24 protein-coding genes, 1 tRNA gene and 2 pseudogenes are annotated in these 22,554 nt (G+C 68.2%); 12 read left to right on the plus strand and 15 right to left on the minus strand.

The features are described from left to right. Window positions 1-42 precede the first annotated feature (42 nt). Window positions 43-474 carry an SsgA family sporulation/cell division regulator gene (locus GCE86_RS02990; protein WP_007457244.1) on the minus strand — a complete coding sequence of 144 codons (432 nt, stop codon included), beginning with the start codon at window positions 472-474 and terminating at the stop codon, window positions 43-45. Between the two features lie 294 nt (window positions 475-768). Between GCE86_RS02990 and GCE86_RS02995 the strand changes: the two genes are divergently transcribed. Together GCE86_RS02995 and GCE86_RS03000 are read left to right on the plus strand one after the other, a co-directional pair. Beyond that, window positions 769-1,278, plus strand: coding sequence for a TIGR02611 family protein (locus tag GCE86_RS02995; protein WP_420846508.1), 510 nt, complete (start codon window positions 769-771; stop codon window positions 1,276-1,278). 50 nt (window positions 1,279-1,328) lie between these two features. Beyond that, window positions 1,329-1,400, plus strand: a tRNA-Val gene (locus GCE86_RS03000). Window positions 1,401-1,477: 77 nt separating this feature from the next. Here the strand turns inward: GCE86_RS03000 and GCE86_RS32465 are convergent. From GCE86_RS32465 to GCE86_RS03020, 4 genes and pseudogenes are all read right to left on the minus strand, one after another. Then, window positions 1,478-2,702 (minus strand): annotated as a pseudogene (locus GCE86_RS32465) (tyrosine-type recombinase/integrase). Continuing rightward, a pseudogene (locus GCE86_RS32470) lies at window positions 2,702-2,898 on the minus strand (excisionase family DNA-binding protein). The pseudogenes GCE86_RS32465 and GCE86_RS32470 overlap by 1 nt, the downstream one beginning before the upstream one ends. Further along, on the minus strand, window positions 2,895-4,463 hold the full coding sequence (locus GCE86_RS03015; protein WP_338106377.1) for a replication initiator: 1,569 nt from the start codon (window positions 4,461-4,463) through the stop codon (window positions 2,895-2,897). Before GCE86_RS03015 ends, GCE86_RS32470 begins: the two are co-directional and overlap by 4 nt. 538 nt (window positions 4,464-5,001) lie before the next feature. Continuing rightward, window positions 5,002-5,319, minus strand: coding sequence for a hypothetical protein (locus tag GCE86_RS03020; protein WP_154225483.1), 318 nt, complete (start codon window positions 5,317-5,319; stop codon window positions 5,002-5,004). 1,772 nt (window positions 5,320-7,091) lie between these two features. Between GCE86_RS03020 and GCE86_RS03025 the strand changes: the two genes are divergently transcribed. Then, window positions 7,092-7,628, plus strand: coding sequence for a fascin domain-containing protein (locus GCE86_RS03025; protein ID WP_167537021.1), 537 nt, complete (start codon window positions 7,092-7,094; stop codon window positions 7,626-7,628). A gap of 369 nt (window positions 7,629-7,997) precedes the next feature. On the opposite strand, the gene GCE86_RS03030 is transcribed toward GCE86_RS03025, so the two are convergent. Then, the gene (locus tag GCE86_RS03030) at window positions 7,998-8,237 is read right to left on the minus strand and encodes a winged helix-turn-helix domain-containing protein (protein ID WP_154225485.1); all 240 of its coding nucleotides are present in this window, start codon (window positions 8,235-8,237) and stop codon (window positions 7,998-8,000) included. A 418-nt stretch (window positions 8,238-8,655) separates the two neighbouring features. On the opposite strand from GCE86_RS03030, the gene GCE86_RS03035 reads away from it, so the two are divergent. Further along, complete coding sequence (locus GCE86_RS03035) at window positions 8,656-8,874, plus strand: flavin reductase (RefSeq protein WP_154225486.1); 219 nt, start codon at window positions 8,656-8,658, stop codon at window positions 8,872-8,874. Beyond that, window positions 8,871-9,044: a hypothetical protein gene (locus GCE86_RS31540; RefSeq protein ID WP_167537022.1), complete on the plus strand. Its 174-nt coding sequence runs from the start codon at window positions 8,871-8,873 to the stop codon at window positions 9,042-9,044. The genes GCE86_RS03035 and GCE86_RS31540 overlap by 4 nt, the downstream gene beginning before the upstream one ends. Window positions 9,045-9,484: 440 nt before the next feature. Here GCE86_RS31540 and GCE86_RS03040 read toward each other — a convergent pair whose 3' ends face one another. Together GCE86_RS03040 and GCE86_RS03045 are read right to left on the minus strand one after the other, a co-directional pair. Beyond that, window positions 9,485-10,138: a CatB-related O-acetyltransferase gene (locus GCE86_RS03040; protein WP_154225487.1), complete on the minus strand. Its 654-nt coding sequence runs from the start codon at window positions 10,136-10,138 to the stop codon at window positions 9,485-9,487. Between the two features lie 29 nt (window positions 10,139-10,167). Then, a complete protein-coding gene (locus tag GCE86_RS03045; RefSeq protein ID WP_244317159.1) occupies window positions 10,168-11,781 on the minus strand; it encodes an FAD-dependent monooxygenase in 1,614 nt (537 codons plus the stop codon). A gap of 29 nt (window positions 11,782-11,810) precedes the next feature. Between GCE86_RS03045 and GCE86_RS03050 the strand changes: the two genes are divergently transcribed. Together GCE86_RS03050 and GCE86_RS03055 are read left to right on the plus strand one after the other, a co-directional pair. Beyond that, window positions 11,811-12,380 (plus strand): TetR/AcrR family transcriptional regulator, encoded by a 570-nt coding sequence (locus GCE86_RS03050; protein ID WP_204343278.1) that lies wholly within the window; start codon window positions 11,811-11,813, stop codon window positions 12,378-12,380. A 78-nt stretch (window positions 12,381-12,458) separates the two neighbouring features. Then, complete coding sequence (locus tag GCE86_RS03055; RefSeq protein WP_154225488.1) at window positions 12,459-12,869, plus strand: VOC family protein; 411 nt, start codon at window positions 12,459-12,461, stop codon at window positions 12,867-12,869. A gap of 127 nt (window positions 12,870-12,996) precedes the next feature. On the opposite strand, the gene GCE86_RS03060 is transcribed toward GCE86_RS03055, so the two are convergent. Continuing rightward, a complete protein-coding gene (locus GCE86_RS03060) occupies window positions 12,997-13,860 on the minus strand; it encodes a hypothetical protein (protein WP_154225489.1) in 864 nt (287 codons plus the stop codon). 164 nt (window positions 13,861-14,024) lie between these two features. Here GCE86_RS03060 and GCE86_RS03065 point away from each other — a divergent pair, with 164 nt between their 5' ends. The 3 genes from GCE86_RS03065 to GCE86_RS03075 all read left to right on the plus strand — a co-directional run bounded on the left by GCE86_RS03065 (window position 14,025) and on the right by GCE86_RS03075 (window position 15,784). After that, on the plus strand, window positions 14,025-14,519 hold the full coding sequence (locus tag GCE86_RS03065) for a GNAT family N-acetyltransferase (RefSeq protein WP_154225490.1): 495 nt from the start codon (window positions 14,025-14,027) through the stop codon (window positions 14,517-14,519). Between the two features lie 159 nt (window positions 14,520-14,678). Then, the gene (locus tag GCE86_RS03070) at window positions 14,679-15,224 is read left to right on the plus strand and encodes a GNAT family N-acetyltransferase (protein WP_244317161.1); all 546 of its coding nucleotides are present in this window, start codon (window positions 14,679-14,681) and stop codon (window positions 15,222-15,224) included. 107 nt (window positions 15,225-15,331) lie between these two features. After that, the gene (locus GCE86_RS03075; RefSeq protein ID WP_154225491.1) at window positions 15,332-15,784 is read left to right on the plus strand and encodes a VOC family protein; all 453 of its coding nucleotides are present in this window, start codon (window positions 15,332-15,334) and stop codon (window positions 15,782-15,784) included. A 118-nt stretch (window positions 15,785-15,902) separates the two neighbouring features. Here the strand turns inward: GCE86_RS03075 and GCE86_RS03080 are convergent, their stop codons facing one another. The 4 genes from GCE86_RS03080 to GCE86_RS03095 all read right to left on the minus strand — a co-directional run bounded on the left by GCE86_RS03080 (window position 15,903) and on the right by GCE86_RS03095 (window position 19,042). Continuing rightward, window positions 15,903-16,838 (minus strand): NAD-dependent epimerase/dehydratase family protein, encoded by a 936-nt coding sequence (locus GCE86_RS03080; protein ID WP_154225492.1) that lies wholly within the window; start codon window positions 16,836-16,838, stop codon window positions 15,903-15,905. 86 nt (window positions 16,839-16,924) lie between these two features. Then, entirely contained in the window at window positions 16,925-17,866 is a 942-nt protein-coding gene (locus GCE86_RS03085; RefSeq protein WP_154230309.1) for an RNA polymerase sigma-70 factor, read from the minus strand. Window positions 17,867-17,965: 99 nt separating this feature from the next. Next, window positions 17,966-18,274 carry a hypothetical protein gene (locus tag GCE86_RS03090; RefSeq protein WP_154225493.1) on the minus strand — a complete coding sequence of 103 codons (309 nt, stop codon included), beginning with the start codon at window positions 18,272-18,274 and terminating at the stop codon, window positions 17,966-17,968. 441 nt (window positions 18,275-18,715) lie between these two features. Continuing rightward, window positions 18,716-19,042 carry a hypothetical protein gene (locus tag GCE86_RS03095; protein WP_154225494.1) on the minus strand — a complete coding sequence of 109 codons (327 nt, stop codon included), beginning with the start codon at window positions 19,040-19,042 and terminating at the stop codon, window positions 18,716-18,718. A gap of 260 nt (window positions 19,043-19,302) precedes the next feature. Between GCE86_RS03095 and GCE86_RS03100 the strand changes: the two genes are divergently transcribed. Further along, entirely contained in the window at window positions 19,303-19,824 is a 522-nt protein-coding gene (locus GCE86_RS03100; protein WP_154225495.1) for a GNAT family N-acetyltransferase, read from the plus strand. 49 nt (window positions 19,825-19,873) lie between these two features. Next, window positions 19,874-20,548: a DUF6891 domain-containing protein gene (locus GCE86_RS03105; RefSeq protein ID WP_154225496.1), complete on the plus strand. Its 675-nt coding sequence runs from the start codon at window positions 19,874-19,876 to the stop codon at window positions 20,546-20,548. Window positions 20,549-20,598: 50 nt separating this feature from the next. Here the strand turns inward: GCE86_RS03105 and GCE86_RS03110 are convergent, their stop codons facing one another. Both GCE86_RS03110 and GCE86_RS03115 read right to left on the minus strand, forming a co-directional pair. Continuing rightward, window positions 20,599-21,375, minus strand: coding sequence for a hypothetical protein (locus tag GCE86_RS03110; protein WP_154225497.1), 777 nt, complete (start codon window positions 21,373-21,375; stop codon window positions 20,599-20,601). A gap of 149 nt (window positions 21,376-21,524) precedes the next feature. After that, window positions 21,525-22,451 (minus strand): alpha/beta hydrolase family protein, encoded by a 927-nt coding sequence (locus GCE86_RS03115; protein WP_154225498.1) that lies wholly within the window; start codon window positions 22,449-22,451, stop codon window positions 21,525-21,527. Between the last annotated feature and the right edge of the window lie 103 nt (window positions 22,452-22,554).

The raw sequence follows: 22,554 nt of genomic DNA on the forward strand, positions 1-22,554 counted from the left end.
CGCGCGGACTCGGCAGATCCGCGCGGCCCCGGGTGTGTCGTGTCAGCGGCCGGCGAGCAGCCGGTTCACCGCGGTGTCGACGTCCAGGTGCTCGGCCTCGCGGCCGCGCGGGACGACGACGTAGGTCCGGCGCAGGAAGCGCACCAGCACGCTGCGCGGGACCTCGAAGAGGGCGTTGCCGTCCGGCGACGACAGCGCGAGCGCGACGAAGTCGCCGCGCGGGGTGGCCCACGGCCAGACCCGGACATCGCCGATGCCGGCCGGCTCGTCGAGACCGGTGACCAGCAGTTCGCGAGCGAACGACCAGCTCACCGCCTCGCCGCCAGCGGATTCGGCGTGGAACAGGACATGGACCGCATACGGGTCAGCAGGGTCGTAACGCAGACTGGCACGCACCGGCAAGGCGGTGGCGTCAGGCGCGACGAGCCTTAGCGACGTCTCGACCTCTACGGTCGTCGGTCGAATGACACTCATGGACGTTCTCCCCCCGGCACCGCTGCGGAACGCGCGTGTCCCGCTTTTCCCATACTCAGGTGCTGCTCCTGGCTACGCTCCGCCATACGCTGACTTCACCCAGTGGTGGGAAGGGGGTCGGAAAGCCTTCGAGAACATGAAAATTCTTGTAGGATTTCCGCTTCCGCCCGATCCGTCATCCCGCCCGGCAACGGGTGGTTCAGTCGTCGACTTACTCCGGTAACGTCCAGCCCTCAGCAGGGGTGACGGTCCCGGGCGACACTGGGGGTGGAAATGGTCACGAGGGGTTCCTCGGTGGAAGCGAGGACCACGGCCGGCCCACCGAAAGGTGCGGTCCGAGCAGCCAAAAGTCGGGGGTACGCGGTGCCTGTCGAAGGGGGTCCCGGGACCGCTCTCGCCGAGCGGCGCCGCGGATGGCGCGGTCGCGTGCACACCACCCTCGAACTGATCCGGGCCAACCCCACCGGCCGCATCGCCCTCAAGGTCTTCATCGGCCTGCTCGGCGCCATCGTCGTCACCGTCGGCCTCGCCCTGATTCCGCTCCCCGGCCCCGGCTGGCTGCTGGTGATCGCCGGCCTCGGCGTCTGGGCTGTCGAGTTCCACTGGGCCCGCCGGCTGCTCGCCTTCACCCGCCGGCACGTCAACGCGTGGACGCGCTGGGTGACCAGCCGGTCGCTGCCGGTGCGCTGCGCCCTGGGCGCCGTCGGGCTGGTGTTCGTGTCCGTCGTGGTGTGGCTGTCGCTCAAGTTCAGCCTCGGGATCGACCTCGTGGCGAGGGCGATGCACTACCTCGCGACGCACTGAGACCCGGTTTTTGGTCCGGGGTCTCGATCAGGTAGAGTCATCGGCGCTGAGGGCGATTAGCTCAGCGGGAGAGCGCTTCGTTCACACCGAAGAGGTCACTGGTTCGATCCCAGTATCGCCCACGCAGGTCAAAGGCCATTCCCGGTCATCGGGGATGGCCTTTTTGCTGCCCGTACAGCAGCTGAGTACAGCAGTTCCGTCAGTGGCCGAGTGAGTCACCGAGGCGTTTGAGTGCGTCTCTGGTCGCCTTGGTCGATACCTGGGTGTAGATCTCCATCGTCACGGAGAAGCGGGCGTGCCTCAGCACCTGCATGGCGACTCTGGGGTGGACGTCCAGGTCTGCCAGGAGGGTGGCGCAGGTGCGTCTGGCGTCGTGGACGGTGATCGGCTTGACCTTCGCCCTCTCGCACCTCGTTTGCCAGGAGCGCTGGAAGTTGCGCGGCTCTATGGGTGTGCCATACCGGGTGGTGAATACGAGGCCGGTTTCCTGCCAGGCGTTGCCGGCCGCTGCTTGTGCCTCGTCACGCTGTTCTTGTCTGAGCTTGATGGCGGCAAGGCAAATATCGGGCAGGGGGAGGGTGGCGTCGGATGCCTGGGTCTTGGTGTCGCGGTGCAGGAGCTGGCCGCGGACTCGTTGGAGCTGGCGGCCGATGGTCAGCTCTCCGGCGTCGAGGTCGACGTCCTCCCAGGTAAGTCCGAGCGCCTCGCCCTTGCGTAGGCCGGTGACGAGGACCAGGGCGTAGGCGGCGTAGAGCGGGCCCTCGTCGGCTCGGGCTGATTCGAGGAACTTTCGGGCCTCGTCGCTCGACCACGACTTGCCCCGGCGGCGGCGGCGGGCCGTGGCGAGGGTGACCGGCACGGCCGGGTTCTTGGTGATGAGGTCTTCGGCTTGGGCGTGGGTGAGGGCGGCGCGCAGTGCGGCCCGGATGTCGCTGACCGTGCGCGTCGACGGGACGGCCTGGCAGCAGCGGCCCGACCGCACAGCAGCGCCGCTTGTGCTTCGGCCGGGCGGCATCCTTGCCCTGGCCGCAGCACTGGCAAGTGCGGGCCACCTGGTTGATCCAGGTCTGCACGTCCCGTGACTGGAGCCGGTCGAGCCGCTTGGCCCCGAGGCCCGGGGTGATGTAGCGGCGGACGAACGTCTCGTAGGTGGCGTAGGTCAACGGCGCCCGGTTCGGCTGGATGATCTCGGCCAGCCACCAGGTGAGGAAGCTGCCAACCGTCGGGACGCTGGTCGCCACCGGCCCCTGCTTCGCCCGCTGGTGCAGCTTGATCCACTTGTCGTGGACGGCTTCTCGGGTCTGGCCGTAGACGTACTTGCGGGTGCGGCTGCCGTCGGGTTTGGTGACCCAGACGTAGGCGGCGAAGCCGTTGCGGTAGGGGAAGATCGAGCCTTCGCCGTTGGCTCGGGCGCGTCCGGGCATCAGGCGGCCTCCTGGCGTTCGACCTGTTCGCGGATGTAGTCGTCGACCCATTCGGGAAGGATGCGGCGGTACTTGCCGTCCTTGATGGAGCGCAGCTCGCCGGTGGCGATCTTCATCTTGACCTTGGAGATGCCGAAGCCGAGCAGTACGGCGACCTCGGCGGGCGAGTACCAGCGGGGCGGAGGTCATGGTTCATGCGGCGGCTCCGGTGAGCCAGGCTTCGTGGGCGAGTTCTTCCCGGCCGATGCGTCTGCTCTCGCGTCGTTGCCGGGCGGCGGTGTTGGCGAGCAGGGCGTCGCCTTCGGTGAGCCAGCCGGACCCGATGTAGGTGAGGGTGCCGACGGTGATGGTGTCTGCGGGTTGGTCGTCCTCTTCGCGTCGGTAGGTGGCGCGGGTGTCGCGGAGCAGGGCGAAGGTGACGGAGTAGCGGCGGGCTTTGGTGAGGAAGTGGCGCCGAAGCCGAGCATGTGTGCCCAGCGGCGCAGGCCGCCGTAGATGTTGGGTTTGGTGTCGAGGCTGTCTTGACGATCGCCATGGTTGCGGCGCCGCTGCTGGTGTCGGCGGGGGTGGGGCGGCCGAGGTGCCAGCAGGCGTCGATGAGGCGGGCGGTGTGGTCGCCTCGGGGTCGGCGTAGTCGTCAATCGTGGCCGGGGTGAGCCGAGTGGAGCAGTGGCGGGTGGCTTCGGTGGCCTTGGTGGCGTACTTGGCGAGGTAGGCGGCGACCTTGTCATCGGTCAGCTCCCCGTCGGTGCGGTTGATTCGTCGGACGTCGACCTGCGCGCCCCAGGCGATCAGCCAGCCATCCGGCTGGTCAGGGTGCGAAGGTGTGGTGACGGTGATCCGAGAGGCGGCGTAGTGGACGGCGGCGTCCAGGTCGTCGACGGTGATGCCGGCCGGTGGCGGCACGAGCGCGTCCGGGTCGTCGGGGGCGACGCCGTCGAGGCGCAGCAGGACATGGAAGTGCACGGCGGCGCGGCCTTGCATCTCGGCGACCTTGCCGTGGGAAACCCGCACGGGCGGCATCCAGCGGACCTTGCCGGAGGCGGTGACGACGCCGACCTTGGGGATGCCGCGTTGACGGCCGACCGCGGCGAGGCGGCGTTCGATGGCCTGTTTGGTGCGCCGCCACAGTTCGCCGGAGAAGTAGTTCCAGACGACCTGGTGGGCGTGGTCGTAGCAGTCCAGGCACAACGGCTGGCCGAGCCGCGGATCGTCGCCGTCGTGGCGGGCGAAGCACGCCGCAGGCTGCCCGTGCTCGCACGTGCCTGCGTTGCTGCGGGCGCGGCAGGGGGCGGGGCGGCAGTCGCAGCGCTGCCGGCTGCGGCAGGTGTGGCGCGGGACGTGCCGGTGATGGACCGGGCCGAAGGACGGGGCGGTGAAGGTGGCGAAGACGACCGGATGCCGGCCGACCGATGCGGGAACGCCCTTGCCGCCGGTCAGGCCGCGACAGACGACTTGGTACGCGTCGCCCTGGTAGACCCAGGCGCAGTCGGGGCACACCGATTCGCGGCGGTTTCCGCACGCCTTGTAGAGCGTCCGGTCGGGCAGCTCGTCGGTGTGCAGTCGGCCGGTGATTCGGCCGGTGTTCCGGTCGACGGCGGCGATGGTGCCGGTGAGGCGGATCGGGCGAGAACAGCCGCCAGCGGGGCGGGTGTGCTCCAGCCAGCCGGAGAACTCCGGCGAGGCAGCGCGGTGCAGGACCTGGGCGTCACGGCCGACGGCGAGACCGGGGCGGTAGAGGTTGAGCGGGGTGGTGGACACGACTGTCTCCTCATCAGGGGGTGGCAGGAACGGGAGACGAAGCACCACCAGCCGTGGACGGTTGTCCGCTGGTGGTGTTCGTCGTGTCTCCTGGCACCGCCGAGAGGGCGGCCGACGCCGGAGGGCGGAATCGTGGTCACGCCACTTCCCACCGATGGGTCATGTCCTTTCACGCTCGTGGACTCGTTGATGAAGGCCGGCACGGGTGGGGAGCCTGGGATATCGGCATCCGGCGGGTTGCCGCAGGCTGCCCCACCCGTGGAGATGTGCGAATCCGGGCCATCGTGGACGGCAGGCAAAGGCCGTGCTGGGCCTCTCAGCGGATTCAGAGGACCGGCATGGGGGCCGGTGCGATCGAGAGCCGGCGGGACGTGGCCCGCATCAGCGGCAAGAAGGCCGCTCGATATCTCCGACGTCGAGGCCAGCGATCCGACAGGAAGGCCGCGCTGGTGTGCTCGACGAAGGTCAGAGTAGCACCGGGTACCGACACGTCAACGTGCCGTGAAACTGCTGTCGAGCCAATCAGGTCCGGCGGTGCCTACAGAGCGATGCGGTTGACGACCGACCGCTGGACCGGACCGGTGTACTCGGTGAGGCTGAAGCGGCAATGCCCATCCGTGGGATGAACGGTCACGGCGACAACACTCTCGTCTTCGAATCGCAGCGTGAAGACGGGGTTGAGTTCGCACAGGAATGCAAAAGCCTCTCGGTCCTCGTCGCTCTCGCTGACCAGGCGACCGTCGGCCTCCCAGCCGCCGGTGACGGCGGCAATCACGATGGCCACCTCGACGCTGCCGAGCAGGGTGGAGGAGTTCGCCCACCAGTCCAGCCAGCACCGGCCCTCGAAGCGGTCCATGCCGTCATCTTTGCAGGGCGAGGCCCGGCCGGCCGCCGGCCGAGTGGGAGAACTTCCTTACATCGATCAAGGCGGCCCTGAACGGGCCGCACGCGCCGCCGCCTGGGCGCGCGCCGGCCGCGCCGCTGTCGCTCTGCGGCCGTCACGCCTGATGCCCGGCGGCTGGCGCGGAAAGCGGGAAGCCCGGAGGGCCGCCGCAGGATGACAGACCGTTCACGCGTGAGTGGGTGGGCCGGCAGCCGGCCGGGCCGCGCGGCCACGAGCCCGCGCGGCGTAGGGGAGCGCACGGCGGGCCGCGTCGGCGAGCTGGCGGAGATCGCGGGGCTGCGTTTAGGGCGCCTCCGGCGGGGGCGCTCCGGCTCCAGGATGGCCGGGGCTTCGTCGGCGGGTCACGGTTCGTGGGTGGTTGCGGTAGGCCATCCCGCCTGCCATCGACCCGGGCGAGCCGAGCAGACCACCGCCCGACCCGCCAGCGTCCGTACGAACCGTCAAGGTCCGCTTGACGTGGCGGGCCGGGCGGCGGCCCGCTCCCCAGAAGGGCGGGTCGACGGCAGACGGGATGGCAGGGTTCAAACCATTTGCAAATCAGGAGCCGGTTAGCCCACGGAGATACCCAGCAGCGCCTGCCACGAGATCAACACGGAGTCAAAGGGATCTGAAACTTCTCCCAAGCATCGAAAAAGTCGGCGCTGGCCTGTAGCGGGAAGGCAGGCCCTGAGGTGAGATTTGCACTCACATACTTGTTGTTAGCCATGGAGCGGATTGTGGAGTAGCTGCCCCAATTGATGATTGTGAACCTCTCCCATGGCCCGATACTGCTGGCCCGAGCCTGTAGCGGATAGGGGGCCGAGGTGAGATTTGCACTCACATATTTGCCGTTAGCCATGGAGTAGATTGCGTATTCATCACTAGCCAACCATATGAGTTTGAACTGTTCCCAGGATCCGGCGCTGGTGGTGCGAGCCTGTAGCGGATAGGGGGTCGAGGTGAGATTTGCACTGACGTATTTGGCAGCGGCATTTGACCAAATAATAGTAGGATTCCAACACTCCGATTCGAGAGAGAGCCCGCTCGATGTTCCGGGGCTCGGTGCGACGCCCAACCCTCCCGAGGCTGCCGCCCGCATCGGCGCGGGCAACACTACGGCGAACACCGCGACTAGCGCTAGTAGTGGCATGAAGAACCGGACCGTCAGCCATCGCGGCGTCAAAGCGTATGCCTGCGAACAGAGCACGGCAGGACTGGGTTGTCCAGTTTTGTGGGCTGCATCCACCAGAGACTCCCTCCATCGATGAGCATAAGATTAGCCCACCATGAACGTCCGAGAAAGCCCTCACGCGGCTTCCAGTTGCCCACGTGATTAACCTGCTGTACGTCACGAGGCAGGACCGTTCAACAACAGCGACCAGGCTTCTCCGGCGGGGTCGATGCCCCACCCGCAGCCGGTAGCGGCCAGTCGAGCAGCCACGCCGGCGGACGTCGACGGGCGAGCGCCAGGACCGGACGCCCATGTCGTCGGGATGTCTTGAGACTCGTCCAGTGGGGCGCTCCACCTTGTCACCCTGGCCCTGGTCTGCTCCACCGAGGTGTCGGTTGGCGGCAGACGAGATGGCGAGAACTCGGCCGCTGCGTAGGACTGCGACTCTGCGTCAATTCTGCGAGTCGAAATATTGACGCATGGCCAGACGTAATATAACCTTCCGATCACGTTACGCAGGCGTTGCTCGATTTAGGGAGTGATCTGTATGACACGGGGGAAACCTAGCTTTGGCGTGCTCAAATTTGGACGATACCTCCTCGTCCTGGCCGCCGCCGTTCTTGTAATCAACTTCTTTGGCCCGCAAAGCGCCTCTGCGGCGACGTACTACAACGCCACCTCAGCGACCCCTTCGGCGCTAGCCGAAACCTGCTCGACTGGCTCGAACGCCATCTACTCGTTTGCCGCCAGCAAGTACGTCAGTCCAAATCTGACCACGAGTGCAGCTCCTCTGCAGGCCCGTGCTGACAATGTAGGGGCGTGGGAGAAGTTCTGCATCGTCCAGTGGAGTAGAGATGAACACGTAATTATTTCGATCGCCGCCAATAAATTCGTAAGCGCAAGGATGAATGAGCCCGGTTACCCGCTGCGGGCCAGTGCTGACACTGTTGGAACCTGGGAAAAGTTTAGTATCGGTTACGTTGATGGGGCCGCTCAATTCCTGTCATTGGCTAACAGGAAGTACGTAAGCGCAAGGATGAATGAGCCCGGTTACCCGCTCCAGGCCAGCGTTGACTTTGATGGGCCTTGGGAGAGGTTCTGCATCTGCTAGAAGGTTAGGGGTTCGAGTCCCTTCGGGCGCACAGCAGGTCAAGGGCCGGTTTTCCATCATGGGGGACCGGCCCTTGATCGTGTTGACCCCCCACGGCTGACCCCTACGCCTACGCGTCGAAGAGGAAGCCGAGCCGGTCTACCGCGTCCAGCAACCGATCGAGCCGTAGGAGCTACCGCCGGCGACCAGGAGCGAAGCAGCGAGGAAGCATCGAACGCAGCACCTACGGGCAGCAGCGGACGACAATAGCGGCGCGGCGGCCGAGGTGAGCAGCAGCGGATGACAGCCGGTGGCAGCAGACATTGCGCCGCAACGGCGTTCACATCGAAGCGCTTTCAGGCAGCGACCTGCCTGGGGTCGCTGCCCGACCTACTCGGCGACGAAGACGCCTACGCCCGGCAGGGTCTCGGTCATGCCCTTGATCCGTAGCACCTGCATGGCGCGGTCAATCACCGGCTCGGTGACCCCGTAGTGCTCGATCAACTCTCGCCGGCTCGGCAGCTTGGAACCCGGCGCGAACTCGCCCGACGCAATGCGTTCGGCGAGGTCGTCGGCAATCTGCTCATAGCGGTAACGCGGTGGCACGGTGTTCCCCTCGGTTGGCAACACGAGTAGACCACCTATGCCAGCCCTTGACTACCCAACGGTACCTGTGGGAGGTTGCCGAGGAGGTCGATTCCCCCGGTTGGCGCTGTGGGCCGTCCTCGCCGGCGTGGATGTCCGGCGCATCCCCCGCGATCGGGCATCCACGCCTCCGGACACCTGCGGCACGAGGAGGCGGCAGTGGACCCTTCCGATTACCCCACTCGGCGGCCCGTGACCCTGACGGCTCCGGCGAGCCGATGAAGCGGGTCTCCTACGAGGAGTACGTCTTGGCGGCTGCGCTCACCCTCGCTCGTCGCCACCGGCCCGTCTGGTCGTGGCGGTTATGGAGACACGTCTGCCGATGCGGTGCGGCCCTGCCGTGCCGAAGCCGTCACCGCATCCCTATCAACCGCGGCCACTGGCCCAGCCAGGACAGCCGGCGATGACGGCGCACCTCCCGAGGAGGCCGGCGTGGACGTGCGGCGGCTGCGCGGGGGAGTGGCCATGCCAGACCCGGCGGCGGGAGCTGCGAGCCGAGTACGACCAGGCCCCGGTGTCGCTAGCCCTCTACCTGGCCGCCCAACTCGTTGACGCCGCCCAGGACCTGACCCACGTCCCCGCCGGCCACCTGCACCACCGATTCCTCGGCTGGACCCGATGAGCATCCTGCGACCCGGCGACGAGAAGTTCCACTACAGCGACGGCTCCCACAAGTGGATCCCACCCCACCCGGACTACGACCAGGAGGTCTGGGACGAGCAGGTCCGCCAGCACAAGCAAGCCCACCTGAGAAACGAGCGCCCGAAGGTCCGCATCCAGCGCCTCGTCTGATGCCAGCAGTACAGCACCGAAGTACAGCAGCCGTGCCAGCCGAACCGAGCCGAGAAGGGCCTCAGCAGGCCGTTTGACCTCGCACCGAGCCCGATCCGACCAGCTCGCCGAGAGTTCACACCGAAGAGGTCACTTGGTTCCTGTTGCTCGCATCGTGAACCGGTGCGGCTGGTAGAGCGCCTTCGTTTCGGAGGATCTGCCCATGCTCGGCCACAGCCTGCGGCCTGCTGGTGGGACACGCCCGGCGATGGCGAAGCACGAGGCCGCGATGAATGTGCTCAGGGGCGCCATCGGGCCTGCGCACGCTGAGGGTCGTGGTGCACCTCAGGCTCCTGGCAACTCGCCCTGCGACATCCTCGGCCGAGCGGGACGGCGTGTTCGCGAAGTCAGGCGGTGAACGGGACGGCGGGCGATGAACGGAGCATGCTTACGCTCGTTTTTCAATGCGGGGAAGGGCTGGGGGCCGCGGCTTCCAGGTCGTCGACGGTGCCGGACATGATTGTGGGGATATGTTCGGTGAGATGTGGCAGAGGCCAGTCCCACCAGGCCAGCGCGAGGAGGCGGTCGATATCGGCGTGGCTGTAACGGTGGCGCAGCAGCCGGGCGGGGTTGCCGCCGACGATGCCGTAGTCGGGGACGTCGTCAACGACGACGGAGCCGGAGGCGATGATTGATCCGTGACCGATGTGGACGCCGGGCATCACGGTCGTCCCGTACCCGAACCAGACGTCGTTTCCCACCGTGGTGTCGCCCCGTCCGGGCAGGCCGGTGATGAGGTCGAAATGGTCGGCCCAGGAACCGCCCATGATCGGGAAGGGGAAGGTCGAGGGGCCATCCATTCGGTGGTTGGCGCCGTTCATGATGAACCGCACGCCCTCGCCCAGCGCGCAGAACTTCCCGATGACGAGCCTCTCGGGCCCGTAGTGGTACAGGACGTTGCGGTTCTCGAAGGCGGTCGGGTCCTCCGGATCGTCGTAGTAGGTGAACTCCCCGACGGTGATCAGCGGTGAGGTCACCAGTGGTTTGAGCAGCACGACTCGCGGTTGGTCGGGCATCGGATGCACCACGGTCGGGTCGGCGGGGATGGGTGGCATGTGATCGCTTCCTTCCGGAGGGCTGGACGTCAGGCGTTGTTCTCGGGGACACCGAACCACCGGGTGAGCGCTTCGCGCAGCGCCGGCGCGGTGTGAGCGGCGGATTCCTCTACGGCCGCTGCCCAGGCGATGTGCGCGTCCGGGCGGATCAGGATGGCGTCGGCCGGGCGGTCGTCGGTCCTGGCTGTGCGGACATCGACGCGGGACCGCCAGTCTGCAGCCGCCCGGCGGAGATCCTCGCGGTCGGCGAGATCCAGGAGAACGGGCCGAGCGGTGTGCAGGAGTTCGCCAAGGTGGGTCACTGCCCGGTCGCTGTGTAGGGCGAGGTCGGGGACGAACGATCCGACCAACCGGTGGTGGCCGGATGAACCGGGCATCGGGTAGCGGATGTCGGAGCCGGCGACGAGCGCCCCCATGCGGCGCAGTGGCTGCTCGTCGGCGAGTAGCTCCTGAAAGACCTCGCGGAGCGCCTCGGCGGCCGGGTCGGTTCCGCGCCGCATCGCCACCTGGGCCTGGGTGTGCAGCATGGTGCGCGCGCCAGCGAGGGCCCGTTCGTCGTGGTAGGTGTCCAGCAGACCGCCCGGCGCCCAGCCATGGACCGCCGCGGCCAGCTTCCAGGCCAGGTTGACCGCGTCGAGCATGCCGGCATTGATCGCCACACCGGTCGCGGGGAACAGATGAGCCGCGTCACCCGCCAGCAGGATCCGTCCTTTCCGGTAGTGCTCGGCGTGCCGGGCCTTGAAGGTGAACCGCGACAGCCGGATCGCGTCGTCCACCGGAAGTTCCGCCCCCAGGACGCGACGAAAGCTGTGCTGGAACTCGGTTATGGAAATCGGAGTGTCATCGTCGTACTCCGTGCTCTCATCCTCAGCGGTGTAGAGGGAGACCACGGGTGAATTGGGCGACGCCCCGACGCCGAGGAGACCTCGGTCCGTGCGGGTGAAGCCCCCGCGGACCGTGCCGAAGCCGGGGACGTCGAGATCACCGTTGGCGAGCACGGTCACCGTGTCGGGAAAGGTTACCTGCGCCAGCCGGTTGACCTCCGGATAGGCGGTGCCGGGGAAAGCGATGCCCGCCCCCTCCCGGACCAGGCTGCGGGCGCCGTCGCAGCCCGCCAGGTAGCCGGCGGTCAACCGGTACGGTCCGTCCGGGCCGACCACCTCCGTGGTCACGGTGGCCTCGTCCTGCTCGACCCCGGTCACCTGGTGCCCTCGGCGGATCTCGACACCGAGCTCGCCGGCGCGCTCGTCGAGCATCTCTTCGAGGCGCTGTTGCGGGAGCGGTAGAGCACGCAGCGGGGGGTCGACGAGCCCGGTCAGGTCGAGGTGGACGCCGCCGTACGGGAACCGGGGGGCCGGGACGGGGCCGGTGCAGGCGGCCTCGCATCGCTCCAGGAGGCCCCGGTAGCGCAGCAGCTCCAGGATCTGTCCGCCGAGGCCACCGGCCTTTGGGGTGTCCCGGCGTCGCTGCTGCCGCTCCAGCACCAGCGGCCGTACCCCGGCCAGGCGCAGTTCGCAGGCCAGCATCAGGCCGGTCGGGCCGGCACCCACGATGATCACATCAGCATCCATGCGCTTCCCCTCGTCAGAACGGCACGTGCCGTGCCGAAAGGAAAGCGCACTGACCGGGGTACCGTCAAGCACGGCACGTGCCGTGCCGGTATGGTGGTGGCATGACCAAACCCAGTCGCGGCGCCGCACGGACCGAGGTCATCATGCGGACCACGCTGGAACTGGGCCAGGAGATCGGCTACGCCAAACTCAGCATCGAAGCGGTCGCGGCCCGAGCCGGCGCGGGCAAGCACACCATCTACCGCAGGTGGCCATCCAAGGGAGCCCTACTCCTCGACTCACTGCTCTCGCTGCACAAATCCAGCCTGGACTACCCCGACACGGGCGACATCTTCGCCGACCTGCGCACGCAGATCCACGCGGCCGTCGACCTTCTGGGCAACCCGCCCTTCGGCCCGCTCTACCGAGCCCTGGTCAGCGAGGCACAGCACGACCCCCAGCTCGCCGCCGCGCTCAACGAGCGCTTCATCAGTCCGCAAGCCGCCATGACCGTCGCCCGACTGGAAACGGCACGCGACCAAGGCCAACTGTCGCCCGACTTCGACCTGAGCCTGGCCATGGCGATCCTCTCGGGGCCGCTGTACTTCCAATTCCTGATTACCCAGGAACCCGTGACCCACGAGTACGTCGACCGGGTCCTTCGCGCCCTGTTCACCGGTATGGGGAAGTGACGCCGGCGGTGACGAATGTGCTTGAGCCCTTCGACACCCGAGAACTTTTCTGCGCAGACCTGACTATCTGGGAGAGTCATGACAAGTAGGTTTACGGAGCTGGTCGTTGACTGCCGCGATCCGGAAAGGCTCGCGGCCTTCTGGTGCGCGGTCCTGGACTTCAAGGTGATCGACCGGAGCGAAGGCAGGGTCGAGATCGGTTCCTGGGTGCCGACCGTCGAGGATGTGCGGGCCCGCCAGATGCCGCCCACCCTGCAGTTCATCCAGGTGCCCGAGGACAAGGCCGTCAAAAACCGGCTTCACCTCGACGTCAGCCCCATCGACGGCAGCACCAAGGACGAGGTGACCAGGTTGCTCAGCCTTGGCGCCACCATGACGGATGTAGGCCAGGGCTCGGACCGCAACTGGGTGGTCATGGCAGACCCCGAGGGCAACGAGTTCGATGTTCTACGCACTCTGGCCCCGCAGCAGAACCAGCTTGATCTTTAGCCGGGCGGCGGCATCGACCACCAGGTGGCTGCGCCGAGGCGCGGATATGTCGGGTGGTGCTCCGAAGATCCGGACCATGCACGGAATGATCAAGCGGATGGCCGACGACTGGACGACATCGCCGTGTTCAGCCGCCGCCCAGCGATCCTGGGTCTTCGTGAGCAGACGAAGGACCGGTCCCGGCGTTACTGCGCCGTCGGCGCCGCCGTTCGGCCAGGCCGCCGAGCAGATTCAGCCCGAGAGCGTATGCCGCGGCGCCGGTCAGTAGGGCGGCGCTGGCGCTGCTTCCCCAGTCCCCCATGAGCACGGGCGGCTGGGACCACACATCGATCGACAGGGCGGCCAGTGCGACTGCCGCGCCCGCCGCGATCGGTGGAGCCGCCCACAGCAGCCAGTACGGGGCGTTGAACCGGTCGTCCTGCAGCAGACCAGTCAGGGTGGCCGCGCACCAGCACGCCGCCAGCAGCGCCAGGAGCAGCCAGCGCCCGCCGCGAGCCAAGCCGCGGAGCAGGACGCTCAAGCCGACTCCGGCGGCGGCGTAGAGCGGGTACGCAGCCAGCTCACGCACGAGGACTCGAACCAGGACGGGGTCGTCGAGCGGCGCCGTGGTGAAGTAGATGCCCTCGGCGGCCCGGGCCAGCGGATACGCGACCGCGAAGGTCACACCCGCCAGAGCCACGGCGAGCGAGACCGCCACCATCAGCGCGGTGATCTGCGCGTGGCGACGGGCGAGGGCGGCGCCGGCCAGCAGTGCGAGGAGCTGTCCGCACAGGACACCGGACGTGTACCGGAAGACCCGCTCGGTGTAAATCCACTCGTGCTGTTGGGCGTCGCCCTGGGGGTCATAGTTGACCCAGAGCTCGTAGAACCCGTCGTTGAACGGCATGGCCAAGAACACCAGCAGCGCCATCACGGGCAGGGACCACACCGCCGGATGGGCCACCGCGCGCCGCAGCATCGACGATCCAGGCTGGGCAACCTCTACACGCATCTGGCAAGGATGCGCCGAGTTCAGCTATCACGGCCAAGGGGGCGTCACTCGCGGGATCAGTGTCGGATGGCCGTGACGGTTCGCCGTTCCATACGGCCTGGTCGTCACACCGCGTCACCGGATACCGGGTTGCCTGCTCGCCACGCTTGCGGAACCCTCTCCGCGTGATCGAAACACGCGTGCTTGGCGAGGGCGATTGGAAGATGTGGCGGGAACTGCGGCTCGCTGCGCTCGCGGAAGCGGGGTACGCCTTCGGTTCCCAGCTGGCGGACTGGCAGGGTGACGGCGACCGCGAGGAACGCTGGCGCAGTCGACTGGCCATCCCCGGCTCGTACAACATCCTGGCGATGCTCGACGGGCAAGCCGTCGGGATGGCCAGCGGAGTGCCGACCGACCACGACGCGGTCGTCGAGCTGATCTCGATGTACGTGGCACCCGCGGGACGTGGCCACGGCGTCGGCGACCATCTCGTGCGTGCGGTCGAGCAGTGGGCCCGGCTGGCGGGTGCACGGACGCTCCGACTGGCCGTTGTCGAGGACAACAAGAACGCCTGGGCCCTCTACCAGCGGAACGGCTTTCGTGACACGGGTGAACTCGGCGACCTCATGCCCGACGGTGTGCGCCGCGAGCACCTCATGGCCAAGAGCCTCGTGGGTTAGCGGTGGGCCGGCCGTGCCGGGTCTCAGGACCCGCGTGACAGATCAGTCTCGGGACGTGGGTGACACGTCCGGTTAAAGAATCTTGCGGTATGTAGGTGACGCCTACTGAGGCGGTCTTAAGTGGTGGCCCGTGCGAGCGGTGACTGCTACGAAGTGGATGTGCCTGACCTGACAAGCTCCCTTGATGCCACGTCCCTGGAGACTCCGCGGCTGCTGTTGCGCCACTGGCGGAGCGATGACCTGGACGGGTTCGCCGCGATCAACGCGCAGCCCGAGGTGATGCGCTACATCCATGACGGCCGCACCCTGGACCGGACCGCGACCGCGGAGCGCCTGGCCAATTATCAGCGCCACTGGGACGAGCGCGGCTTCGGCCTGTACGCGGTGGAGATCAAGGAGACCGGCGAGCTGGCCGGTTTCACCGGGCTGGCGGTGCCGACCTTCCTGCCCGAGATCATGCCGGCCGTGGAGATCGGCTGGCGGCTCGGCCGCGCGCATTGGGGCCGAGGCCTGGCCACCGAGGCGGCCCGGGCGGTGGTGGCCCACACCCGTGCCGAGCTCGCCCTGCGGCGGCTGGTCAGCATCCACGTCGTCGGCAACGAAGCGTCCGCGCGGGTGATGGTCAAGCTGGGCATGTCGCTGGAGCGCGAGACCGTGCAGCCGGACACCGGCCGCCGGGTCCGGGTCTACGCGATGGACCTGTAAGCAGCGCACCGGAGGGCCGCCGTAGAAGGACGGTTGCGGCAGAGCATCCCGCCGGCCATCGGCCAGACTGGGGAGACGCTGGTGGCGATGTCCGGCATGCTGTAGGCATGCCCGAGGAACCGAAAGATCGTTCCGCCCTGTCCGGCGACACGGCGCTTGCTGCACCGCCAGTGATCTCTGTGATGTTGATCGTCTCCGACGCGAACGCCGCAGTTGCCTGGTACAAGACCGCACTGGGCGCGACGGAGCTGTGGAACCTCGGTGGTGTGGCCGGCCTTGAGATCAGGGACGCCCCCTTCTTCCTCCACCAGGTCAATCCCGAGAACCCGGCAGAGACCAGCCCCGTCCAGGCGGGGGTCACGAGCGCCCGCATCGAGGTGTTCGTCGACGACCCCGACACCTTCATCGAGCGTGCCGTCGCGGCCGGCGCGGTCGCCGGAGCGGCAATCGAGGATCACCGCGTGCCCTGGGGGACGCACCGTCAAGGTGGCTTCACGGACCCGTTCGGGCACACCTGGTCCGTGGGCGACAGGTCACCCCTGCGCTCGTTCCCGCGCTGATCGGGCGGGGCTCCGTACACCTCGGGCATGGTCGAAGGGCAGCCATCCTTGCCGGGTGGTTGCCCTTCGACAGGCTTCCGGTGCACCAATTGAGGCGGGACGAACGACGCTCAGCACGTCACGGCGCGACCTGGAAGCCCTGGCGCCAGGTGCGGTGGGCCGGGTGCCAGCCCAGTTCGTGCTTGGCCTTGGCGTTGGAGGCGCCGCGCAGCTCGGTCATGAGCACGACGCCGGCCTGTCCCGCGGCCAGCCGTCCGATGAACCGCGGTACGCGCATGGGCTTCTTGGCGCCCAGCATCGCTGCCAGTTCCGGCAGCCATTCGGCGACCGGGGCGGGGTCGTCATCGACGATGTTGTAGACACCGCGGCCGCCGTTCTCCACCGCTGCGGCCGTTGCCTCGGCGGCGTCGGCGATGTGGACGAACGACCACACCCCGCCGCCGTCGCCGACGATCGGGAACTTGCGCTTGCGGATCATCTCGAGCTGCTCGGAACCGGGTGCCATGGAGGTGCCGGGCCCGTAGAACGCGCCATAGCGCAGGACGATCCCTTCGGTCCAGGCGGCGCCCAGGACGGCCTTCTCCAGGTGTTCGACCGCGGCGATCATCGGGGCCATCTGGCTGATCGGTGCGCGGTCGAGGGGGTCTTGTTCGGTCTTGACCGGCCCGCCGGTCCGCGTGTAGGTGAACGCGCCGTTGCTCTGGGCGACGAACCGTCGTACTCCCGTGGCGCGTGCGGCCGCGAGCAGATTGTCGGTGCCCTCGACGCGCAGCCGGTTGGTGGCGGCGAAGCTGCGGTCGAAGTGGCGGGTGTCGACGTGCCCGATGGCGGTCAGCTGGTGAACGACCACCTCTGGGGCCGCCTGGCGCACGGCCGCCTCGACCTGGGCGCGATCCAGGGCGTCAGCGATGACCGGTACGGCGCCCAGCTGTGCTGCCCTGGCCTTGTTGGATTCGCTTCGGATCATGGCGAACACCTCGTGCCCGGCGTCGACCAGCCGCGGCACCAGTTCCTTGCCCATGGCTCCGGTCGCACCTGCCACCAGCACCCTCATCGTCGGCTCCCTTGCTGTCCGGTTCAGATCTGTCACCTGAACCGGATGGCCCACCGATTGCTGACAGGAGCCGTCGGTGATGCGCGTCACATCGTCAGCAGGGGTTCCCCATGGGCGGTCGTCGCCCACTGCTCGGTTGCGCGTCGGAGCTTGTCGGGGTTCGCCTGGGTACGGCAGGCGGTGATGCCCTCGGTGGTGACCTCCAGGCACATGACGGCGACGACCCGGCCTTCCACGACGGCCACAACGGCGGGTTCGCCATTGGCGCTCCCGGCGTAGATCTCGGGCGAGCCGCCGACGACGGCGCGCTTGGCCTCGGCGGGTTTGAACAGGCCCCAGACGAACTTCGCGACCGCGACGGCTCCCTCGAACGCCCTGGTGCGCGCCGGAACCTTCCCTCCGCCGTCGCCGATCGAGATGGCGTCCTTGGTGAGCAGGCGTACGAGCTCATCGGTCCGGCCACTGGTGGCGGCAGCGAGGAATTCCTCGACGATCCGCCGGGCGGCGGCCTGGTCGATGTCGCTGCGGGCCTTTCCGTGTACGACATGCCTTCGGGCACGGTGGAAGATCTGCTGGCTGGCGCCCTCGGTGATGTCGAGGATCTCGGCGATCTCCCGGTGCGGGTAGTCGAAGGCCTCCCGCAGCACGTACACGGCCCGCTCGTTGGGGGACAGGCGTTCCATGAGGGTGAGGACCGCGTACGAGACCGATTCGCGCTGCTCGGCGGTCTCGGCCGGGCCGAGCATCGGGTCCCCCGCGAGCAGCGGCTCGGGGAGCCAACGGCCCACGTAGGTCTCGCGGCGTGCCCGCGCGGAGGTGAGCTGGTTGAGGCACAGGTTGGTGAGCACCTTGGTCAGCCAAGCCTCGGGAACCTCGACGCGGTCGACATCGGCGGCCTGCCAGCGCAGGAACGTCTCCTGCACGACGTCCTCCGCCTCTTCCACGGAGCCGAGAAGGCGATAGGCGATGGCCGCCAGACGGGGCCTCGACCGCTCGAATCGGTCGACGTCATCCACCGTCAAGGGCATGGCCTGATCATATTTCCCGCAACGCCACGAGCGGATCACGGCCCCACTGATGAATCGAGGCCAGCCGGACAGCGAACACGCTGAACGCTGAGCTGAAGGCTACTTCACCGTCTGCATCGGTTGACCGGTCAGAGCGCTGTAGCCGGCACTAGCCAAGATCAGGACGCCGGCCACTGCGAGGGCTGCGCCGATCACTCGTTCCAGCAGGATGAAGTGCGCTCGACGCTCCTCGTGCGGGACGTCAGGTAGCCAGCGCCATGGCGGTACTCGCCGTAGCACGCTCGCGGTCGACATCGATCGCCGCATGTGCCACTCCGTCACCCCCCGAAAGTTGGTGGCCAGGGCGACGCCTACGAGGCTCACAGCCGGGCCGAGAATGACAGCCGCCACGACGCGCCAGGTCTCCATCTGACCCCTCCCGGTGCGGTTCCGGATCGTAGTTGGCCATGATTCCCGCAGCTCAAGCAGAGCACGGGGTGAATCGGCTCGACCAGCCCTCGTCCGGCATCCCATCGAGGGCCAGCAGCTCGTACCCGGTGCCGTCGTGGCTTACGAGCAGCGCGTCGTGGAATCTGTAACGCTGTGGGGATTCATGATCGCGCGCCTCCGTGGCATTGCGCTCCCCGAAGTCAAGTCGCACCCACCGTTCGTCGTCGTCGTGTTCGTCGGCGGCGGTGAGGGGGCCGGGGACGCACAGCCAACCGCAGGGGTCAGGAGGAACGTCAGCATGGCCGGCACGGCAACCGCTTTGATCCGCATGCCGGCCACTCTAGGACGCTCACGACTTGCATCAAGCTGATCAGCGCCTGGAGCCTCCCAGCCCTCGCTCTGCAGGGTGGCAGCGAGCGGTCAGTCAAAGACTCGGAACCCTAGGACGAACTCCGCGAAGGAGATGCCGAATACGGCGACCACCGCGATGACACCGAGCGCCTTTCCGACCAGTTCATTGGCTCGGCCGACCCGGGCCGGTAGCCGCTCCTTCCAGTTTTCGAGGACGCGGTTGGGCACGGACACGAGCATCCAGAGCACGATGAAGGCCGTCAACGGGCCGGTGGCCTCGATCCAGCCGGCGGCGGCACCGAAGAGGTACATCACCCCGACGATGTTTGCGCCAAGACCCGCCAGCACAGCACGGGCGAGTGTTGCCCGAGAGGGGCGCGGCTGAGCGTCGATCACGGTATGAGGATGCCGGACGCGAGCCTGTCCAATCCATACGGGTGGAGCACCGGTGCCTTCATCTCGTTCTGGCGCGAATGGCCACGGCCGCGGATGCGAGGCGACGGAACAGCAGGTCAGCCGCAGGCGACATCGGCGGTCCCGACAGCAACGACCGCTGTACGTCTCGGAGGAAGTGAGCGGCCCAGCGCTACGCCGGCGGCATGGCGTGGCGAACGACCCCGCGCAGGAGGGGCCTGCCTGCCTGAGACGATGAACGGGTGAAGATCACCCGCCTCGTCACCTCCGAGGACGCGCCAATCCTGGCCGAGCTGCTCCGCGTCAACCGTGAGTTCCTCGCACCGTGGGAGCCGATCCGGAGCGAGGACTACTTCACGGCGGACGGCCAGCACGCCGTCATCGGAGCCGATCTCCGGCAGCACGAGCAGGGATCGAAGCTGCCCCACGTCATCCTCGACGACTCCGGCCGCGTGATCGGCCGCATCACCCTCAACGGCATCGTTCGCGGCCCGTTCCAGTCCTGCGCCATGGGCTACTGGGTGGGCGCCGGCCACAATGGCCGGGGGTTCGCGACGAGGGCGGTGCGCGAGATCGTACGGGTGGCCTTCGAGGTGTTGGGGCTGCACCGGGTGCAGGCGGAGACCCTGCTGCACAACGTCAGATCCCAGCGGGTGCTGGAACGCAACGGTTTCGTGCGGTACGGCATGGCACCGGAATACCTCAACATCGCCGGCCGGTGGCAGGACCACCTCATGTACCAGCTGGTGAGGCCGTCCGGCTGACGGCATCGCCCACCGCAGCGTGTCACAGGCTCGTGTGAACATCGTCGCCGTGACGAGATGGGGTTACAACGACCGCCCCGAGGGCGTCCGGTTCCTGACGGAGCGGATCGCGGAGCCGGGCCGCGGGGAGATCGAGCGTGAGCTCTGGGACTGGGTCCTGCGAGGCGAGGACGACGCCGACGAGTTCGTGGAGTTCTTCGACGACGACGAGCAGCGTCACGGCGTCACCGACGAGGAGCTGAGGGCGGCGCACGAGAAGGCGCTGGCGGCTCGTCGCGAGCAGCAGCGGCACTGGGGCGAGGTGCGGAGCAACCTCACCCGCGCCTTCGCCGACCTCGCCGAACTCGGGGTGTTGGCCAGGGAGAACTTCAGCTGCTGCGGCACCTGCGCGGCCGCGGAGATTCACGACGAGCGGGACGGCTCCCGGCACTGGCAGGGCTACCTCTGGTACCACCAGCAGGACACGGAGTCGCTGCTCGCGAGCGAGGACGGCGAGGTCTACCTCGGCTACGGCGCTTATCCGCCGGCGGACTTCGACGAGGTCGCCTATGCCGCCCTGCCCGAGGCCGAGCAGCAGGCCCGCTATCAGGCGGACCTGGAACGGCTGCTGGACGAGGTCGTCTTCCCGGTGCTCCGCGGGCACGGCATGCGGGTGGAGTGGAACCGCAGGCAGTCCACGCGGATCCGGGTGACCGGCGCCCAGTGGTACGCGCGGTTGGCCTGAGCGCTGTCCGACCGACCCCGACCGGTCGGGGCCGGTGGGGGACGGCGCGGCTACTGGCTCAGTGAGGGGCTCTGCTCGCCGGGAGTCGGGGCGGGGCGGCGGTCGTGGCTACCGCGCCGGAGTCGCGCCGCGCCGAGGGCGTTCAGGCCCACACCCCAGATGAGCAGGACGGCCAGCCACTGGACCCAGTTCAGTGCACTCATCTCGCCGGAGAGCAGATGCCGGACGGTGGAGTACGGGGTCAGCGCCTGAGCCGGTCTGAGGACGTCGACGGCACCCAGCAGGATCCACAGGCCGAGCGGCAGGACGATGCTGGCGGCGAACGCGAGGGCGGGCCGTCGCATCAGCAGGCCCAGTCCGGTGCCCACGAGCTGGGCGACCACCTGGACCAGGACGCTGCCTGCCGCGATGGTGCCGGCGTGCCGCCACGGCTCCGGAGCCGTCGACGTGGTCATCGCGAGGGCCGCGACGCACACCACGAGGCCGAACAGACCGATGGCGGCGGCGAGCAGCGTCGCGGCCAGCAGGGTGGGCGCGAGGCGGGCGGTCCCGGCCGCACGCTTCAGGTCGCGGGCGAGCAGGATGCCGAAGGCCGGCACGATCACGGACATCAGGCTCTGCACGAGATCCGAGAGCTTGCCGAGGGTGCGATCACCAGTCGGTCCGGCCAGAGCGAGCCCGGCAGCGGCCAGCAGCCCGAGCAGGAGGGTGACGGCGAGCAGGATCCGGCGCGCCCGCGTCCCGACGGAGCGGCGGAGGGCATGGACAACGGCCGGGACCAGGGTGGGGGAGGTGTTGCGGGTGCGAGGAACGCCGGATTCAGTCATCGTGCCCCCGTTCGACGATCGGGCCTCATTGTCTCCTGAGCGGACGCCGGCAGTCACGGACGTTTTCGCACCGCGTCACGACGGCGCGGGCATGCCGTTCGCGCCCCGCACCGGCGTCGAGGCCGATGCGGGGCGCGGCGCGGCGCGCGCTACTTCGAGTCGATACGGCCCAGCACACCGGGGTGGTCGATCAGCTCGGCGCTCGCCGCGGCCCACCCGGCGTCCGTGGGACAGAGCGCGCTGCGCAGGTAGGCGCAGGTGAGCTGCTGGATCAGGGCGACGCGGTCGGGGCTCTCGTCGGTCGTCTCCGTGACCGTCCAGCCGGTGATTCCGCCGAGGGAGTGTTCCGCTCCGAACAGGGTGAGCAGGCTCTTGGGGCCGGGGCTCAGGTGGTACGGATCGGTGAACCAGTCCGGCCCGCGGACGGACAGCGGCGAGTCGTCCCGGTCGCCCGCGATCACCAGGGCCGGCGTGGTCATGTCCGAGAAGCTCGGGCTCATGAAGGGAAAGTGCTCGGCGGCGAACGGGCTCAGGTCGGCTCCGCCCGTGCCGGTCGTCGCCAGCAGCACACCGGCCTTGACCCGGGAGTCGGACAGGTCTTCGCCGGGGACGCCGTCGCGGAGGACCCGGGCGCCCAGCAGCATGCTGGCCGTCTGGCCACCCCAGGAGTGTCCGGCCACGGCGACGCGGCTCTGATCGAGGCGCCCCCGCAGACCGGGCACGGCGGCCTCGATGAGATCCAGTTCGTCGAGGACCTGCCGGAGGTCCGCCACGCGGAGACGCCAGATGTCGGGATAGCGGGCGTCGTCGGGCGTGACGTTCAGGGTCCGGGAGTCGAGGTGCGTGGGTTGGACCACCACGAAGCCGTGGGCCGCCCAGTAGTCGACCAGCGGGGCGTAGCCGTTCATCGACCAGCCGAAGCCGTGCGAGAAGACGATGACGGGCAGGTCCGAGCCGGTCGCCGGGGCGGAGACCCGTACCTGCAGATCGTCGCCGCGGTCCGGAGCCGGCAACGTGACGGGGCCGACCGAGACGACCGGGGTCGGTGTGCCGGAGCCTTCAACGGAGTGGCGCATCTTGTTTCTCCTTGACGGGTGTGAACCAGGTGGATGGCGCCCCGGCTTGGAGATGGGCCTGCTGGCCTGGCATCATCAGGGTAAGCGGAACGCCGTTCCGTTA

This window comes from Micromonospora terminaliae, from assembly GCF_009671205.1.
In the GTDB taxonomy this organism is placed as follows: domain Bacteria; phylum Actinomycetota; class Actinomycetes; order Mycobacteriales; family Micromonosporaceae; genus Micromonospora; species Micromonospora terminaliae.